At 36.0% G+C, this 17,464-nt stretch carries 18 protein-coding genes; all 18 read right to left on the bottom strand.

Translation table 11 applies throughout. The features are described 5' to 3' along the window. Window positions 1-54: 54 nt before the first annotated feature. Entirely contained in the window at window positions 55-1,491 is a 1,437-nt protein-coding gene (locus LN736_RS01705) for a hypothetical protein (protein WP_229980604.1), read from the bottom strand. Then, window positions 1,491-2,108 carry a 4Fe-4S binding protein gene (locus tag LN736_RS01710; RefSeq protein WP_229980606.1) on the bottom strand — a complete coding sequence of 206 codons (618 nt, stop codon included), beginning with the start codon at window positions 2,106-2,108 and terminating at the stop codon, window positions 1,491-1,493. The genes LN736_RS01705 and LN736_RS01710 overlap by 1 nt, the downstream gene beginning before the upstream one ends. Window positions 2,109-2,244: 136 nt before the next feature. Further along, window positions 2,245-3,018, bottom strand: coding sequence for a 2-keto-4-pentenoate hydratase (locus LN736_RS01715; protein ID WP_229980608.1), 774 nt, complete (start codon window positions 3,016-3,018; stop codon window positions 2,245-2,247). Window positions 3,019-3,043: 25 nt separating this feature from the next. After that, window positions 3,044-3,925, bottom strand: a complete 882-nt coding sequence (locus LN736_RS01720; protein WP_229980610.1) for a molybdopterin-binding protein — start codon at window positions 3,923-3,925, stop codon at window positions 3,044-3,046. Between the two features lie 96 nt (window positions 3,926-4,021). Then, window positions 4,022-4,819 (bottom strand): nicotinate-nucleotide pyrophosphorylase, encoded by a 798-nt coding sequence (locus tag LN736_RS01725; RefSeq protein WP_229980613.1) that lies wholly within the window; start codon window positions 4,817-4,819, stop codon window positions 4,022-4,024. Between the two features lie 515 nt (window positions 4,820-5,334). Next, window positions 5,335-6,798: an aldehyde dehydrogenase family protein gene (locus tag LN736_RS01730; protein ID WP_229980615.1), complete on the bottom strand. Its 1,464-nt coding sequence runs from the start codon at window positions 6,796-6,798 to the stop codon at window positions 5,335-5,337. Window positions 6,799-6,896: 98 nt separating this feature from the next. Next, window positions 6,897-8,099: an iron-containing alcohol dehydrogenase gene (locus tag LN736_RS01735; protein WP_229980617.1), complete on the bottom strand. Its 1,203-nt coding sequence runs from the start codon at window positions 8,097-8,099 to the stop codon at window positions 6,897-6,899. Between the two features lie 234 nt (window positions 8,100-8,333). After that, window positions 8,334-9,347, bottom strand: coding sequence for a 4-hydroxy-2-oxovalerate aldolase (dmpG, locus tag LN736_RS01740; RefSeq protein ID WP_229980619.1), 1,014 nt, complete (start codon window positions 9,345-9,347; stop codon window positions 8,334-8,336). Between the two features lies 1 nt (window position 9,348). Further along, window positions 9,349-10,221, bottom strand: a complete 873-nt coding sequence (locus LN736_RS01745) for an acetaldehyde dehydrogenase (acetylating) (protein WP_229980621.1) — start codon at window positions 10,219-10,221, stop codon at window positions 9,349-9,351. A gap of 489 nt (window positions 10,222-10,710) precedes the next feature. After that, window positions 10,711-11,403 carry an HlyD family secretion protein gene (locus tag LN736_RS01750; protein ID WP_229980623.1) on the bottom strand — a complete coding sequence of 231 codons (693 nt, stop codon included), beginning with the start codon at window positions 11,401-11,403 and terminating at the stop codon, window positions 10,711-10,713. 18 nt (window positions 11,404-11,421) lie between these two features. After that, entirely contained in the window at window positions 11,422-12,183 is a 762-nt protein-coding gene (locus tag LN736_RS01755) for an efflux RND transporter periplasmic adaptor subunit (RefSeq protein WP_229980625.1), read from the bottom strand. 226 nt (window positions 12,184-12,409) lie between these two features. Then, window positions 12,410-13,042, bottom strand: coding sequence for a prenyltransferase/squalene oxidase repeat-containing protein (locus LN736_RS01760; protein ID WP_229980627.1), 633 nt, complete (start codon window positions 13,040-13,042; stop codon window positions 12,410-12,412). Then, window positions 13,029-13,268, bottom strand: a complete 240-nt coding sequence (locus tag LN736_RS01765; RefSeq protein WP_326839061.1) for a PD-(D/E)XK nuclease family transposase — start codon at window positions 13,266-13,268, stop codon at window positions 13,029-13,031. Before LN736_RS01765 ends, LN736_RS01760 begins: the two co-directional genes overlap by 14 nt. Window positions 13,269-13,383: 115 nt before the next feature. Next, on the bottom strand, window positions 13,384-13,773 hold the full coding sequence (locus LN736_RS01770; RefSeq protein WP_179978070.1) for a helix-turn-helix domain-containing protein: 390 nt from the start codon (window positions 13,771-13,773) through the stop codon (window positions 13,384-13,386). Between the two features lie 261 nt (window positions 13,774-14,034). After that, a complete protein-coding gene (larC, locus tag LN736_RS01775) occupies window positions 14,035-15,219 on the bottom strand; it encodes a nickel pincer cofactor biosynthesis protein LarC (protein WP_229980631.1) in 1,185 nt (394 codons plus the stop codon). 220 nt (window positions 15,220-15,439) lie between these two features. Beyond that, the gene (locus LN736_RS01780) at window positions 15,440-16,027 is read right to left on the bottom strand and encodes a hypothetical protein (protein ID WP_229980633.1); all 588 of its coding nucleotides are present in this window, start codon (window positions 16,025-16,027) and stop codon (window positions 15,440-15,442) included. A 19-nt stretch (window positions 16,028-16,046) separates the two neighbouring features. Then, on the bottom strand, window positions 16,047-17,069 hold the full coding sequence (locus LN736_RS01785) for a hypothetical protein (RefSeq protein ID WP_229980634.1): 1,023 nt from the start codon (window positions 17,067-17,069) through the stop codon (window positions 16,047-16,049). Between the two features lie 12 nt (window positions 17,070-17,081). Continuing rightward, window positions 17,082-17,462 carry a hypothetical protein gene (locus LN736_RS01790; RefSeq protein ID WP_229980636.1) on the bottom strand — a complete coding sequence of 127 codons (381 nt, stop codon included), beginning with the start codon at window positions 17,460-17,462 and terminating at the stop codon, window positions 17,082-17,084. Window positions 17,463-17,464 lie beyond the last annotated feature (2 nt).

Here is a 17,464-nt window from a genome sequence, read left to right on the forward strand (position 1 = left end):
TATATATTCAGCCTGCACCTGAAATAAAAAGATGCAGGCAAATGCTTAATCAAATTACTCTTTCAATACAGACATATCGACACCTCTCTGACGAAGCCATTTAGGAAGCAATTTCCTGTCAACTCTTTCACTCACTTCTGGTGCCTTCTCAAGAAGCAATGCTGCAAGAGATTCACTTACATTTAGTGCTCCCATTGCCCCATCAAATATAATTACATTCTTAGTTCCCGTAGCAGTATAGGCAAAATTAATGGCAGTTTCAGTATCCTTCACTAAAGCTGCATAGTCCATATAGTTTAAATTCAGCGGATCTCGGTTAAACAGCTCTGCCTGTTCGCTTCCTACGACCAAAGTAGGTATATGCTGTGCAAAGAAAGCAGAAGGATAACCTGTCCAAGCATAATTGTGAATGCACATCTTTATTGCAGGATTTATAGGAGGTATACTATCAAGCAGAGGTTTCCCATTCTTCCCATAAAAAGCTTCCGTATACCAGGTATATGGTGGAAGAGGTCTATCTAAATCATATAAATCCGTATTTGCCCCTGCAAAATTGGCATATATTACTCCGGCTGAAAATACATAGGGAACAGGACATGGAAAATCAAGTACAGCTATACACTCATCTATTTCACCAAACAGTGTCATTATCTTTCCATATTGTTTGCACCCAATAAAAGTTACTTTATTGTTTAATTCATACAGATCATTATTTACATCCACCCCCACGATTCCATTCGGAGCAACATCAAGAAAAGCTGCAAATGCAAATTTTTTCTGTACGAAATCCGAATCAAACAGAGCCCTTGCCACAAAATTCGCACCCCTTGGCCCAAGATTCTGGTGATAAGTAGATCTTGTCTCAATACGTGCATAGGACATTCCAAAAGGCTTTACTGCCTTATCCACCTGACGGTGAAAATGTACTTCTCTAACATCACTGTGATGTGTATGCACTATCCAATCAGCATCATAAACCTTTTTAAGTCCATATAATGTGCCTATTTCAGTCTCTATAGGAATACCCTGATCTACCGGAGCTACTCCTATTGCCTTTCCGTTAAAATACTTATCCAATTCATACCTTTTTATATATTCTTCAGTTTCACGAAAACGCATCCCAACACCTGCACGTAATCGTATATCCCTACATCCAGTCCTCTTTTCTATTACATCTTTCACAGTTTTCAAAAGTTCTGCATAGGGCTGCCCTCCTAAAAGAGTAAAACCATGATGAGAAGCCAAGATATTTACTGAATGCTCAGGCTTTATCATACTCATGTCAACTTTCATAAGAGCTTCCTCTGCAGCCTTTCTCACTCTTTCTATACCATTTTCTCCAGGGAAAATCACATCCGGCAAATCAGGAAACAGTTCTTTTAAGTAAATCGAAGTCATACCTGGAAGATCTGCTGCTCTGGTCTTTACCAGAGAGGGATCAATACCATATTGTGATTTTTTTGGAGATATTGGCGCAATTGCTGGTCTCATTATTTATCCTCTCCTTTCCTACACCCATCAATAATTTTATCTAATACTTCCCTGTCCTCTTCAAAATAGAATCCACGAGAGGAATATTTCTTTTTTACTTCCTCCGGCAAATCCCATGCAGTGGCCGTTTTACCATACCACTGCCATCCTCCTTTAATTGGATTAAGTTTACATCCTGCAGCATCCAAAAGCCTTAGTATTGGCTGTATGCACTCTATTGTACAGCCTGTACGGATTCCAGTTTCAAGTGAAACCTCCTCAGGAGTTTTGGCTCCCTTTAGAATAGCTGCAGCTACTTCCTCTGCTCTAACTCCTACACAATAACAAATTGTCTGTTCTGGATGGAGATGTGCTTTTACACAGAGATCTATTATATCTTCGTAACCTACACTGCTTATATCTACACCAATCTCAATAACTTTATCCCTTTTTGTCATAGTTATAGCATCAAATGGACATCTTTGTTCACAATTTGCACAACCCCTACACCTGTCGACATCAACTAAAGCTTTATGATCTTCAACTTTTATAGCAAGAACAGGGCATACTTTCTCACAAGTGCGGCATGCCCTACACTTTTCATTATCCACACGGGGTAAAAGTGTAACTTTTTTCATTGTATTTATTCCCTCCTTAGTATAAAATAATTACATGAATCTATTTTCCTAATTGTTTATTAGGTTCTATATTTTCCTCCTATATAAAAAGTCATATTTTAGCAATAGGAGGAGAATATTCAAATTTTACCTGGTACTAAATAAATTTTACACTTACACTTCCAAGACCATGAAAAGAAACCGTAAATATATCTCCTGCCTCGGCTTTTTCTGCTGCTGTGAATGCACCTGCAAGGATGATCTCTCCTTTTTCAAGTGCAATATCAAATACACTGAGTTTATTTGCAAGCCATGCTACAGCCGCTGCAGGATTTCCCCAAACTTCTGCACCTACACCACTGCTTACCATTTCTCCATTTTTCTCAAACATCATTCCAATAAGCTTTAAATCTAAATCCTTTATGGAAGCCATTCTGCTCCCAAGCACCAATCTTGCACTGGAGGCATTATCCGAAATTGTATCTGCCAGTTTAATCTTCCAATCTTTAACACGGCTATCAACAATCTCGAAAGAAGGGAAAATTCCTTCAGTAGCCCTGTAAACATCTGCAATAGTTATTCCAGGCCCCTTGAGAGTTTCTTTCAGAACAAATGCCAGTTCTCCCTCTACTTTCGGTGCAATGAGATCACTTCGATTTAAAGTATCACCTTCTAAAATAAGCATATCATCCAATAAATGACCATAATCCGGTTCATTTACACCAAGGAGCTTTTGCATTCCACGACTTGTAAGTCCAATTTTCTTCCCTATTATCTTACGTCCTTGAGAAAGCTTCATGTCAATTCCTGCAAGTTGTATATGATATGCATCCTCAATACTCAGATTAGGATATTTTTCCGTAAGAGGGCCTACGGGGATTTTAGATGCCTCCGATCCCAAAAGTTTTTTTGCTTCTTCATTGTAATTCATATTTTCATCCTCCACTTCATATTTTTCATTTCATTTTATTTCTCCATCGCTGGCGTAAAGCACTGGCAATAGTTTCTGCCAATAAATCCTTATCAAGTCCACTTTGAATTCCTTTTATCAGAATATCACAGCCTAATTTAGCTTCTTCATGGGGTCCCGGTAGAGCAACTATATAACTCATTCCAACCTTTCCCACTCCAATTCGAACTCCTTCTTTATGGTGCCTGTGGTAGTCTGGCTTAAATTTTAAAATCCAAGGCGTACATGCATCTTTGTCTATTCTCAGTATAGCCTCTACATTAAAATCTTTGTCTTCGGCTCCAACCCCTCCTGTAGTCACGATCAACCCATATCCTTCTTCAAGCGCTTCTTCTATGCTGTTTTCAGCATCCAATACATCATCTCTTAAAACTCCTCCAAATTTGGCCTTATACCCGTATTTTCCCAAAGATTTTATGATATATGGAGAATTTGTATCCTCTATTTTGCCAGCTATGACTTCTGCACCTGATGCAAACACCTTTACACGCTTTGAAACTGCCTTCTTGATCTGCCTAGTAAGCCCTGCTGATTTTTCCAGAACATCCTTCGCTTCTTTAGAATCAAGCCCAATAAGTCCAAGTATGCCTTCAGAATGTACTGCAGCATCACTTCCAAGCTCTACTCCAGAAATTTCAGACAGTTTAGAAAGTATCTCTTTTTCTTTTCCTATTACAGATTCAGCCTGAACCTTACGTTTCATAATATCAAATGCCAAAAGTCCCGATCTTACATCTACAACCATGATTTCCCTGGTTGTCATATTAAGTACCTGGGAAACTTTCTCTGCAATTTCATCTAGATTAGCATTTTTTAAATTTACATCGTCAATCCAAAAAGTGGTCTTTTCAAGTAAATCCCATTCCATTAAAATCATCCTTTCAAAATTTTTATCTCACGGCTACCATTATTTATTTAAAAGTTTAAAATATAAAATGCAAATAGTAAATCATGGATTTAAGAATTACTTGACAACATCCAGGCTAAAATCCAGCATTGGAGCATCGATAATTGCCCTTCCTACATCCACAATATCGGCACCATAATCTTCTATAATTTTAATATCCTTCAAACTTATTCCACCAGAATATGCAATTTTAATATTCTTAGAGCTCTTATATTTACTCGCTATGCTGACAACAGATTTTAAATCGCCTATATTCCCCGTATCCACCATTAGTATCCCTGCTCCAGCTTCCACCGCCTGAATTGCTTCTTCCACTATAGAATTTATTTCGCCTCTAAGCTGTACCACTATAATTCTGGTGCTGTCATATTGTTTAGCTCTTTTAACAGCTTTTTTAACACATCCCAAAAGTCTAACATAATTTTTATCAAGATATACAAAAGGTTCATCTATTATACGAGTTCCTATTCCCCCAGAGAGAATGGATTGTCGAGCATCTCTTTTGATTTCAACTGGGATTTTTTTAAATGCACCGCACACAACTTTTACATTACAACCTGCTTCTCTGGAAAATTTATATGCAGCAGTGGCAATTCCTGAAAATTTTCCAATAGCTCCTAAAAGCATCTCTTCGGCCTTTACAATCTGTTCTGCATCTCCATTTCCTGAAAATACACAATCACCTGCTTTGACCTTATCCCCTTCGGAATATATTTTTTTACTTTCTATCCTCAATTCATCCGCCACTTTTTTTAACCTTTGACTTCCGGAAAAAACTCCTTCTTGTTTAGAAATTATTTTAAAATTCCATTTATAATTCCTTATATCAGAAAAAAGATACTCCCTAAGTTCCACAATTACTTCTCCTCTCATAAGATTTTATAATAAATTTTATTTTCGAATATAATATATGTAATTACCCATTTTAGCTTTATACACTTTTATATTTATCTTTGATAAATATTTCATATGAATTTCTAGAATAATAAAATGAATTTGGTTTTTTTCAATTTATTTATGCCCCAATTTTACTTATCCAAAATAGACAAACAAATAATTCGAAAAATTTTTTGTTCACTTCAAATGTTGACCTATATTTTATTAATGCTATCTTAGCAGCACAAACAATTAGTTTATATAAAGAGTTATTTATAAATACATGATAATGTTTTCTATTATAAAATAATATTATCATATATTTATAATGGAATAAATTATTTCATTATAAATCAATTCCTTTATAAAATTTTCAAAGATTTCAATTATTACAATTTAAAACCTTAATATTATTGCTAAATAAATTTCACAGCAATAACTAAAAATGAAATTGTAAGAACAGGTTAACCTGTCCCTACAATTTTATTCAAATTCTAAAAAGGAAACTGACGAGGTACTTTCTGAACAGAAATCCATTTCACCGTTGTAAAATCACCAATTGTCCATTTTGCTCCACAATATCTGCCAAAACCAGATCCTTTTTCACCACCAAATGGAGCGCCTGAATCAACACCAACAGTTTGATCATTAACATGAATCATACCAGTTTCAATCTGTTTTGCCACTCGAATTCCACGCTCAAGTAAACCGGAGAAAACAGCTCCACTAAGCCCTACATCGCTATCATTCGCAACACTGATTGCTTCTTCCTCACTATCTACAGGTATAATTACCGCAATAGGACTAAAAAGCTCTGTTTTTGCAATTGTCATATCATTTTTTACATTAGTAACAATAGATGGGCTCATCATGTTACCATTAACTTCGCTGTGTACCTCGATCTTTGCGCCCTCTTTCTCACAATTATCCAGAACTTCAAGCGCCCTATTAATCTGTTTTTTAGTGATCATTGGACCGATAATAGTATCTACATCATTTGGATCGCCAACTTTAATTTTCTTGGTTAGTTTTTTGAATTTATTAACAAACTCAGAATAAACCTTTCGATCAACAATCATACGATTAGTTGATATGCAGATTTGACCCTGATGAAAATAACGTCCAAATGCTGCAGCTTTTACAGCTTGATCTATATCTGCATCATCTAGAACAATGAAAACATTATTTCCCCCCAGCTCCAATGATGCCCTTTTAAGGTTTTTACCTGCAATCTCTCCAATTCTTCTCCCCACATTTGTAGAACCAGTAAACGAAATAACCCTTGGAATTGGATGCTCCGAAAAATAATCACCGATTTCACCTGGATCAGCTACTACAACATTAAAAATTCCTTTTGGGAAACCTGCATCCTCTAATATTTTTGCAATTACAAGTCCACCAGAAATAGGAGTCAAAGAAGCAGCTTTAAGCACAACACCGTTCCCAGCCGCAAGTGCTGGTGCCACACCACGAACACTTAAATAAAGAGGCCAATTCCATGGTGAAATAATTCCAACAACACCTACAGGAAAATAGTATGCTCTATTTTCTTTGCCAGGAATACAAGAAGGGAATATTTCATCTTTCATCATCATTGGGTACTTAGCTGCTTCTTTAATATCTGTAATACAACAATCCACTTCAATCTCTGCCTTAATTCTTGCACTTCCACTTTCATCAATCAATAATTTAATAAGCTCTTCTTTTCTCTCTTCAAAAAGCTGTGCAGCTTTTTCCATTAGAGCTATTTTTTCATAAGCAGACACTTCTGACCAAGCTAACTGAGCCGATTTCGCTGCTTCATAGGCTTCATCAATATCTTTTTTCCCACCAAGCTTAAGTTTGGTTATCTCTTCGCCATTGTATGGATTGGTAATAGTATTTATTTTTGCGCTTGAACCTTCTTTCCATTTTCCATCAATATACAATTTATTCCATTTTGCGTAATTTATTGACATGACTTATTCTCTCCTTTTATTTTTTATTACCAGTTATATTCCATAACTAATCCATAGTAACATGTAGTTTAAAACTTCAAATATATTCAAAACAGTTCTTAAAAAATGCCCTCACCTATTCGCCCCTCATAACTTCGCGTTACTAGTTCTGTTGCAGCTTCTTTTGTCATCTTGCGTTTTGACCAAAGGTAGAATGCTGTAATCCATGGACAATTTGTCATCAAATCAACCAGTTTTGGAATATCATCTCTACTTCCGAACTGAGCCCAAGTCAACGGAAGGCCAACATCAATGATTAATTGTTTAACTGCAAAAATAGCTGATTTAGCTGCTTCGCGAACACTCATCCCACTAGTATTTTGTCCAAGTGCAGTTGCAATACGTGCCATTTTTTCCATACAATGTCCCATATTATATTCCATAGCATATGGCAAACCTATGGCACATCCAACACCATGAGGTACATGATATATAGAACCTAGTGTATGTGATAATGCATGACCCTCAACAATTCCTGGATCCTCAAAAGCAATCCCAGCCATCATGGAACCATAAGCCATTTTTACTCTGGCATCGAGGTTGTCACCTTCGTAAACGGCTACAGGTAATGCTTCTGCAATCAATTCAACCGCTTTCATTGCAAGTGCATCAGTTATCGGGTTTTCCTGTTTAGCCATCATTGTTTCAATAGCATGTGATAATGCATCTATACCCGTAGCGGCAGTAACTTTTGGTGGCATTGTCAAAAGCAATGTTGGATCAACTATGGCCAGATCCGATAAAATATATGGTGTACTAAAGAATCCTTTTATATTATCTTTTGAATAATTAATTATTGCATACATTGTAGACTCACTGCCAGTTCCTGATGTAGTCGTTACTGCAATAAAGGGAGCACCCTTCGATGGAAACGTATAAGTTGGTAAATAATCTGCTACTTTACCAGGTATTTTCAGTAATTGAGCAGCCATTTTCCCAATATCCATAGCACTTCCACCACCAAGACCTATAACAAAATTGCCTTTCTGTTCACGAGCAAAATTAGCAGCTTTATCACAGATGATATCGTCTGGCTCAGGAATTCCTTCGCTAAAAACCGAAGAAGTAAAGCCCTCCTTTTTTAAAGATTTCTCAATCCTTTCAACTGCACCTGTAGCTACAACACCCGGATCTGTAACAATAATTGCTTTTCCTTTAATCCCCATGCTCTTAATATATTGTCCAATTTTATCAACTGCATTAACTCCAAACACTTTTCTCTGAGGAGTAAAATACTCCACCTGTTTCATCGTTGGAAACATTTAAACATTCACCCTACCTTTTTAATAATAAATTTAAGTTTAATAATAAATTAATAAATTTATTTGCCTTAATACTCCATTTATCACTTCCCTTCAAGGTTAAAATTATAAGAATAAGTTAACTTGTTCTTGCAATTATATAAAATATACATATAAAAAAATTAGTAAAAGCACTAAAATCATTCTATATGTAAATTTTTTCAATGATTAATCAGTGTAACAACTTAAATTATATTACCCTCTATTTTTCGATAGTTCATATGCAACATCTATAATCATATCTTCCTGGCCGCCAACCATTTTTCTCTTTCCTAATTCCACCAATATATCCCTTGGGTCTAAATTAAATCTTTTTGCTGCATTATAAGTATGAAGTAGAAAGCTCGAATAAACTCCTGAATACCCCAACATCAAAGGAGCATTACATACAACCTGCGGGCGTTTCATAATTGGTTCTACTACATCTTCTGCTACATCCATGATTTTGTAAAAATCTACACCAGTTTTATAGCCCAGCTTCTGGAGAAGTCCAGCTAAAACTTCTATCTGTGCATTGCCTGCTCCAGCTCCCAGTCCCCTGCATGCTCCATCAATAAACGTTGCCCCTGCTTTAATCGCTGATAAAGAATTTGCGGTAGCTAATGTTAAATTATTATGGGCATGAAATCCCACTGGCACATTCAATGCATCTACAACTGCACTGATTCTATCTGTAACTTGTTCTGGAAGCATTGCCCCTGCAGAATCTGCTATATTTACATAATCTGCTCCATAGGATTCGAGTAGTTTTGCCTGCTCAACAACCTTCTCGACTGGCACCATATGTGTCATCATCAAAAATCCCACTGCCATCATGCCAAGCTTTTTAGCCATGCCTATGTGCTGCTCACTTATATCCGCTTCTGTGACATGAGTTGCAACTCTTACTACCTTAGCTCCATAGTTGCATGCCATTTTTAAATCCTCAACAGTCCCGATTCCCGGTAGTAAAAGTACTGTAAGTTTCCCATTTTCAATTACATCACTTGCTGCTTTTAAAAGTTCTTCTTCACTTGTTTTAGACCAGCCATAATTATAAGAAGATCCTGCAAGTCCATCGCCGTGGGATAATTCGATATACCTAACTCCTGCTTTATCAAGTCCTGATATTATGGCTTTAACCTGTTTTACGTCATACTCATGAGAAACAGCATGACTTCCATCTCTTAAAGTTGTATCCACTAAATTTATAAATTTCTTTTCACCCATATTATTTCCCCTCCTCTGCAATGATTTGTTGTGCCAACCTTTCGGCTGTCCTCACAGCAGCAGATGTTATTATATCAAGATTTCCAGAATACTTAGGTAGGAAATCTCCTTGACCCTCAACCTGTACAATAACTGTCACCTTATTTCCATCAATAATAGGCGGTACTCTAAGCTTATAACCAGGTACATAGACCTCTATTTGTTTCACTATTTCATTTACTGATTCAGTAATAGCTTTTATGTCTGGATTTTCAACCTGTACATATATAGTATTGGTCATCATAATAGGCGGCTCCGCTGGATTTAATATTATTATAGCTTTGCCTTTTTTTGCCCCTCCCACAACTTCCAATGCTTTCGCTGTTGTCTGCGTAAATTCATCAATATTTTGTCTTGTTCCTGGGCCAGCGCTCTTTGATGCAAGGCAGGATACGATTTCTGCATACTTCGCTCCTGCTACTCTATTAACAGCATATACTATAGGTACAGTAGCTTGTCCTCCACAAGTTACCATATTTAAATTTGGCTCTTCTTTTACCTTATCAAGATTTACACAGGGAATTACATAGGGTCCAACAGCTGCCGGCGTAAGATCAATGGCTATTTTACCAGCTTTCTTGAGCAGCGGTGCATGTTTTAAGTGGTGCTGTGCTCCTGTAGCATCAAATACAATTTTAATGTCTTTCTCAGGGAGTATTGCATCAATTCCTTTTATTGATGTATTAAACCCCAACTTTCTTGCCCTTTTTATACCCTCTGATTCAACTACACCAGTCATCATAGCTAACTCAATATATTGGCTTCGTATAATTTTATACATCAAATCAGAACCAATATTTCCAGGACCAATAATACCTACTTTGACTTTATCCATATTTACATCTCCTCTTCTTAGAACAAAAATTAATTTGTACTACATTATCGTATTATGTTTTTATTATTTTTTTAAAAAATACTATTTCCTAATTAAAATTAATAAAATATCGTTTTCAAAAATTCTAAAAATAAATGTCTCTCTCAATTTACATCAGTTAACATACATACTTATATAATAAATTTAGTAAATACACTTTTGTTCTATATTATCGTACTGCATTCTTTATTTTTTTCATTAATAGTATTATACCCAACAATATTACAAATGTCAACAATTTATATTTTAAATTTTAAAATACATTAAAATATAGAATTTAATATTGTACAATTGTATTTTGCCAATTATTTTACATTGTCGTACTACGTTATTATATAATTGTATTTAAAAACATGTGCGATATTTTTATAAGTTACCTACAAATTCAACTATTTCTTTAAATAAAAAAATTCAGGTATATGATAATTATTGATCATATACCTGAATTTCTTATTTATTTACAACACGAATTTTTACCGATGCATTGTCACCTATGGTAAACTTACCTTTCAAGTTACTGGAGCTGTCAAATTTGATTTTTACAGGCACTTTTTGAACTGTTTTTTTATATTTTCCATCTTTCGAGTAAGAATTAGGTTTCAGTGCATCTTGAGACATCTGCCCTACGGATTGAACTTTACCTGTAAATTTCTTTGATCCGTATTCATCTATTGATACATCCACCTTCTGTCCATACTGCAGCCTTCTGGTTTCTGTCTCATCCACATTGGCAATTATGTAATAACTATTCGGATCAGCCAGAAGTGCTATGGTCTTATCCGGAGACAAGTTATCTCCAACATTGGCCTGTTTTTTTACAATCAAGCCATCAATAGGTGCCCTTATGAGAGATTGATCTACATTTGAATCAGGAAGATTTCCCATATCCTGACGTGCTATTATCTCATCCTTTACAACTGTATCGCCTTCATCTCCATCAAATTCCAGCAATTTTCCACGAATCTGCGGACTCACATTGATCAAATCCGCAGTAACTTTTGCATCGTCAGTGGAAACATAGTAGATATGCTCATACACATAATGCGAGATCAAGCTCACCACTATTACTGCAGCAGCTATGAGGACTCCTAAAATCATCTTTTTTCGATTTTCTCTTATAACAGAAATTATATCAAATTTCATATTAACCCACCTCTTCTATTACTGCAATCCAACTTCTGCAAACATACCTGGTTTTAAAAGTTGGTTTTTATTATTTAAAGTTACTTTCACAAGTACATCTGAACTTCGTGGATCCAGTTTTGAATTTATGACGGCTATCCTCCCCGAAAACTCGTCATCTGATATATCAGGTATTTTTACAGCTACACTTTGTCCAACATTAATCTGATTTAAGATACGAGCTGGAGCATATGCATTTACATATAAATTATCCGTATTGACTATTGAGATAATCGATTCACCTTCAGTTACCGTGTCCCCTATATTTGCATTTCTCGAACTCACCGTACCTGAAATAGGCGCCTTAATAACAGCAGCATCCAGTGCTTCCTGAGAGGCTTTCAACTGCGATTGAGCCTGGGCAAGCTGAGATTGATATCCGCTGACATCAGAAGAATTTGAATTTTTATTACTTTGAGCATTAGAAAGACCAGTCTGTGCAGCACTTACCGCCAGTTGTGCTTCATCTACCTTACTCTGAAGCTCTGTGGTATCCAATCTAGCCACTACATCTCCAGCCTTCACTTTTTTGCCCAGATCTGCAGACACTTCCACAACTTTTCCAGTAATATTTGAACTCACATCTATGCTGTCATTTGTCGCAATCTTTCCACCCATAATAAATACAGTATCAGTGCTTGGCCCATTTATGCTGATAGACTTGCCGCTGCTTTCATTACCAGAACTGCATCCACTAAAAAGCAAACCTATAACTAAACAAAATAAAACAACTCTCTTCATTTGAACCCTCCCTATGAATTACAATTGCCCTGAACTACATAAAAGTTCACTTACATTCAACACTTATTCTATTCCATAAATGTCCCCACTTCAATAGCACTACAAAAAATCTTAAAATTACCTTCAAACTAAAAAATTCTCTAAAAAGCACCCTCTACCAATCACTTCAGCGATAAAGAGTGCCCTTATGCTATTTAATTAAACGGATTTCAAATAAATTCAAAACCTACTTAAATTTATATATTCCCGTACCCGTATTTGTCTTTAAGATATTATATGCCTCAAGTGCCTGCACTGCTTGTTCTGTTGCCATAGCATTATATCCTGTGCCTTTTGTGTGACTGAACCCGCCTCCGGATACCTCATAACTTAAAAGTGCATCTACAGGTGTTTTTCCATTTTTGATAAAAGCAGAACTTGCAGGATCTATACCATTTGCACAAAGACCTATTATAACCTGAGAGATGCTCTCGCTGTTGCTAACTTTCCAGGAAGAAAACCCACCATCACTGTCCTGTATGGAAGACAATTTGCCAACGGCCTTGTCAACGGCATCTTTTACATCCGTTCTATCCTTATAAGGCGCCAGAGCCGTAATAGCCATACCAGTCATATCCGGATCCGCACTATCTCCTGCATAATCCCAGCCATAGTCTTCTGTCCTATTTTCTAAGATTTTATCTATCAACTTATCTCTTGTCCAAACGGAACCTGACGGAATTTCAAAACTTCCGGAATCAAGGGCAGTAAGTGCAAACACATAGGCATTTATCCCCTGCTCATCTATTTCAGTATTATTATAAATCTTATCTATAAGATTATAACCCTGAAAATTTGTAGGATCCTCACCTACTGCCATAAGTGCAAGAACAGTTCTTTCCAGCCAGCACTTCTATCACTCCCTTCGATTTTGCATCCAGAAATTCCATCCACTGTACTATTAGATCATCCTTACTTCTCTCAAATTTTTCGTCAGATAATTTTGGTATCTCTAGAAAGTGAACTTCCAGTATGTCAGTCAATTTATACCCTGTTTCATCTTCTGCCATCAGAAAATTAAGTCTTATTCTATAATATTTTATTATTCAAAGTTAAAAATCAAGAGTTAATAGCTTTAGCTGATTTTCGGTACCAACCGAAAATCTTCATTTACCATTAACTCTTCACTATACATTTTAAATTGAATTTTTAAAAAATCATTTATCTGATATAAGGCAAAATCAATTTCACCATATTTTCTATTAAATCCAGTTCTCTCTTGGAACACCTTCCAAGGAGTTCATACAATACGGAATTATCCTCAGTGCCGGACAGCTTGTACTTTCTTAAATTTTCCCTAATCATAATATTTTTACCATTGTCTTTCTGTTCCCCATATATTAAATAATCAGTGGTGACGTGGAGACAATTGGCTATCCTGACTAAAGCTGTAAGGCTCATCTGCCTTTCTCCTCGTTCTAATTGTCCTATATAAAGTGTAGAGAGATCTACCATTTCAGCAAACTTTTCCCTCGTTAGATTTAGCTCTTCTCTCTTCCCTCGAATTCTACGGCCTACTTCCTGCCCATTAATCGATTCCTTATTCTTCACTTGTCTTCACTCCTGTCCTTAACCTCTTACTTTAACTTTATACATAACAATTAATTAATTAAATAATCTATATGCTGAAAATTTATATATGCAATAAGCATACTTAGCTGATACATTATAGATACACTTATATTGATTAGGAAAATTGAGGTGTTAAATCCATAAAAATGAAGAATAATTTAAATGAACTTTCAGGAGACTAAAAATAACAGCAAAAAAATTAATATCCCGGGCTATATTGCCCGGGATATTTGGGAAAAATTATATGATATTTTGTCTGGCAGCAGTCTGCTTTACTATATCGTATACCTTTTTAATAGGCATGTCATACTCCTCTGCCCTTTCACAACACTCTTCATATTCAGGAGATATATTTGAAATTTTGCTGCCATAAAACGCTACTTTTACAGAAAACTCCCCCAATTCCGTATTTATTTTTTTGATTTCATAGGGCAGCATGTATTTATGAAAATTGAACACTTTTACTCCAATAGTAGTAGTCTCCTCAAATATAATTTTTAAAATTCTATCTAAATCCTCGCCGCCAGCATTAACACATAGTATGCTGCCAATTCTATTCTTCTTCATAAAAGCTGTCTGCAGGTATATATCCTTCGCTCCTGCGGAGAACAGTTTCTGAGATATGTATTCATAGAACTGGGGATTCATATCATCTATATTGACTTCTATTTTTACTGCCTCTCCCTCTTTTACAAAATTTCTATTTTTGCTGTCTTCCAAATCTCCTATACAAATTCTAAGCAGATTAGGTATTTCAAGCTCCCTATCCCCTGCCCCATAACCACAGCTTTCTATATTCATAGAAGGTATCTCTACAAAGTTATCGCAGAGAGTCGAGATAACAGCAGCACCCGTAGGGGTAACCAGCTCCTTCTCTATCCCTTTTGAATATATTTTTATGCCATGGAGCAGCTGAACCACCGCAGGTGCCGGTAATGGTATAATACCGTGAGCACATTTTGTAAATCCTGTGCCTATGTGTATAGGAGAACAGTATATCTTCTCAATCTTCAAAAGGTCCAATCCAATAACTGCACCACATATGTCAATTATGGAATCCATTGCACCCACTTCGTGAAAATGTACGGCCTCCACAGTAGTATTATGCACTTTAGCTTCTGCCTCTGCAAGATTTGTAAATATCCTTATTATGTCCTCCTTAACTTTTCCCTTGAGCTCACTCTCCTGCAGGATAGTTTTAATGTGACTCAGATGTCTATGGACATGCCCTTCCTCTACAATGACATCTATTTTTGTACCTCCTATTCCATTTTTCAATACATGTCTTGATTTTAAATCAAAAGGTACTTTAATTTTCATAAGCTCCTTTTTTAAAGTGTCCAGTTTTAATCCCGCATCCACCAGTGCTCCTAAAATCATATCTCCGCTTATTCCGGCGGTACACTGAAAATAAGCAATTTTCATATTTTACCCTCCCTAAAAAATGACTATGAAAGTAGTTTTTATGTGAATTTACTTTCATAGCCATATCAATTTTATCCGAACGCTACCATTGCTAATACTCCCAAATTCTTAAAGTGGGAGATAAGCACTGCTACGCGCCTGGATAAGTTCTTCTAAGGTTCAGGTGGAGAAAAGCATTCCTTATTAGCAAACTCCACCTGAGCCCAAGAATCACTTGATCCTATAATATTCTCATACATATTCTGCCGTTTTCTATAGTCACTGCACTCCCTCTGCTGTTTGGCCCACATCCATCTGTAATAATAAGTCCCAGATTTACATCATATTTTATCATATTAGATAATATACTAAGTGCTCTATTAATAACTGATTTATTTTTTAGCATAGATTCCCTGTATATCTTTTTAGCTGTGATTTCATCACTTCTAACTATAAATCCAGGTCCTCCAGGTACTGAAACAACAACTAGTTCCCCCTCCAGGCTCTCTATATCTTTACCTGAAGAGGTTATGTCACTTTTAGGTGATCCAATTATTCCACCGGTAGACTGATGAACATCTCCAATAACAATGCTTACACCCAAAGCCTTTATATAATGAGGCGATATGGTTTTCACCTTTTCAGCCAATCTATAATCAATAAAAAATGGATCTTTTAACCCGTTAAATTTTATTTTTTTCAGCTCCAGAAGCTTATCCAAACTTTCCTGTCTTTTATTTTTATCACATATTCCACATATAATTATAGGATAAGACTCTTCAGTTACAGTTTTTATCATAAAAGTAGTAAGATCATCTATATTATACACAACCATTTAATCTAAAAAATTATACATCAAGAGTTTCTTTTATAACAAATTCAGTACTATTTATTCTTGCCGGTTTCTCCACACCCGGTATAATATCGTCCGCTTTTGCTATAATTTCCTCTTTAGACAACTTTTTAACTGGAGCTTTTAGAGAGTCAAAAGTAATACCAACACTTGCCAGCTCTGCCTGGGCTTTTTCAGTAATGTTGTCAAAATCTATATCAGCACCTAAATATTTGGCAATTGTTAAAACTACAGGAGAACATCCAATGTGTTTTCCCGGAATCATACCAGCTTCCAATGCATCGATAGTATATTTGGCAAGAACTTGTTTAGGAGCTACTATACAGGGAATATGTTTTTTAAGGGTTTTTGCGTACTCCCCTGAACCATGGGCTGTATCTCCTGCTTTGAATTGTCTGGTAGGAAATACTCTACCATATTTTTCAGCAACAGTCATTCCAATTCCCACGGATATAAATTCTCCTGTGTATCCTATAAGGACATCCTGATCCTTCATTATCTGAAGCTGTCCAAAAATAGGCAGTAATATCTCTTCCATAGTAACTACATTCATCATCTCAGTGGCAGAATTATTGTTAACAGCCCTGCCTGTCATAACTGCATTATGCACAGGTATCATCTTTTTTGCAGGATTAGGCCCTCTAAAAAGCTTTCTGCCGTTGTAATATTTTTTCCACTGGGCAAGATGTGGTTCTTCAGATATCAACTGATCTGTAACTTTCATTTCTTCCATTGGAAGCATTCCAAATTCCTTATGGATTTTTCCATTATCCGATGCAGCCATTTTAACTATAGCACTATCCAGCACAATACCATCACTGCTGGTGGTGCAGGCATCCATATCAAAAACATTTATGCCAGCCGGTCCTTTTATTTGCTGAGCTATTTTTTCAATTGCCTGATCTATTTCAAGCCCTGAATTTTCAATATCCTTTTTGTCTACAAATACTATATTCAAAGGAATTAAAATGTCTCTGACCTGACCCTGTTTTATCATTCTATATAACAGCTTTTTCACGATTATTCCTCCTTAATGTTTCCCCAAAGGTGGCCTTCTGTCTTCTACTTCTTCACAATCTGCAGTTTCCACCTCTTCAGTAGGATGTATAATATTGATAACCTCTAAAATTGCCTTTTTGGCTTTTCCATCTTTATCAATTCCTTTAACAACGACAGTGTGCATAGTTTCAGGAACTCTTGGTATGACAATGAGTTCAACTTTCTGAACATCTTCTCTTTTTGCAAGTTCCTCTACTGAAAGCTCAATTCTTCCTGTTCTAAGAGACTGCATTTTTGCACATTTCAAATTTTCAAGACCTCTGATTTCAATGGTTTTATCTGGAGTATTTTTAACAACAGCCCTCTTCATCTTTTCAATAAATTCTGGAAGCTTAGTATGCATCAATTTCATAA

The sequence above is a fragment of the Clostridium aromativorans genome (genome assembly GCF_020908015.1).
Taxonomy (GTDB): domain Bacteria; phylum Bacillota; class Clostridia; order Clostridiales; family Clostridiaceae; genus Clostridium_B; species Clostridium_B aromativorans.

Excerpts from the sequence above, each read along its gene's own strand:
- LN736_RS01730 (WP_229980615.1), bottom strand. The coding sequence starts at position 6,798 with ATGTCAATAAATTACGCAAAATGGAATAAATTGTATATTGATGGAAAA.
- LN736_RS01745 (WP_229980621.1), bottom strand. The coding sequence starts at position 10,221 with ATGGATAAAGTCAAAGTAGGTATTATTGGTCCTGGAAATATTGGTTCT.
- LN736_RS01750 (WP_229980623.1), bottom strand. The coding sequence starts at position 11,403 with ATGAAATTTGATATAATTTCTGTTATAAGAGAAAATCGAAAAAAGATG.
- LN736_RS01720 (WP_229980610.1), bottom strand. The coding sequence starts at position 3,925 with ATGGAATGGGATTTACTTGAAAAGACCACTTTTTGGATTGACGATGTA.
- LN736_RS01710 (WP_229980606.1), bottom strand. The coding sequence starts at position 2,108 with ATGAAAAAAGTTACACTTTTACCCCGTGTGGATAATGAAAAGTGTAGG.
- LN736_RS01715 (WP_229980608.1), bottom strand. The coding sequence starts at position 3,018 with ATGAATTACAATGAAGAAGCAAAAAAACTTTTGGGATCGGAGGCATCT.
- LN736_RS01760 (WP_229980627.1), bottom strand. The coding sequence starts at position 13,042 with ATGGCAGTAGGTGAGGATCCTACAAATTTTCAGGGTTATAATCTTATA.
- LN736_RS01735 (WP_229980617.1), bottom strand. The coding sequence starts at position 8,099 with ATGTTTCCAACGATGAAACAGGTGGAGTATTTTACTCCTCAGAGAAAA.
- dmpG (WP_229980619.1), bottom strand. The coding sequence starts at position 9,347 with ATGGGTGAAAAGAAATTTATAAATTTAGTGGATACAACTTTAAGAGAT.
- LN736_RS01790 (WP_229980636.1), bottom strand. The coding sequence starts at position 17,462 with ATGAAATTGATGCATACTAAGCTTCCAGAATTTATTGAAAAGATGAAG.
- LN736_RS01755 (WP_229980625.1), bottom strand. The coding sequence starts at position 12,183 with ATGAAGAGAGTTGTTTTATTTTGTTTAGTTATAGGTTTGCTTTTTAGT.
- LN736_RS01705 (WP_229980604.1), bottom strand. The coding sequence starts at position 1,491 with ATGAGACCAGCAATTGCGCCAATATCTCCAAAAAAATCACAATATGGT.
- larC (WP_229980631.1), bottom strand. The coding sequence starts at position 15,219 with ATGAAAATTGCTTATTTTCAGTGTACCGCCGGAATAAGCGGAGATATG.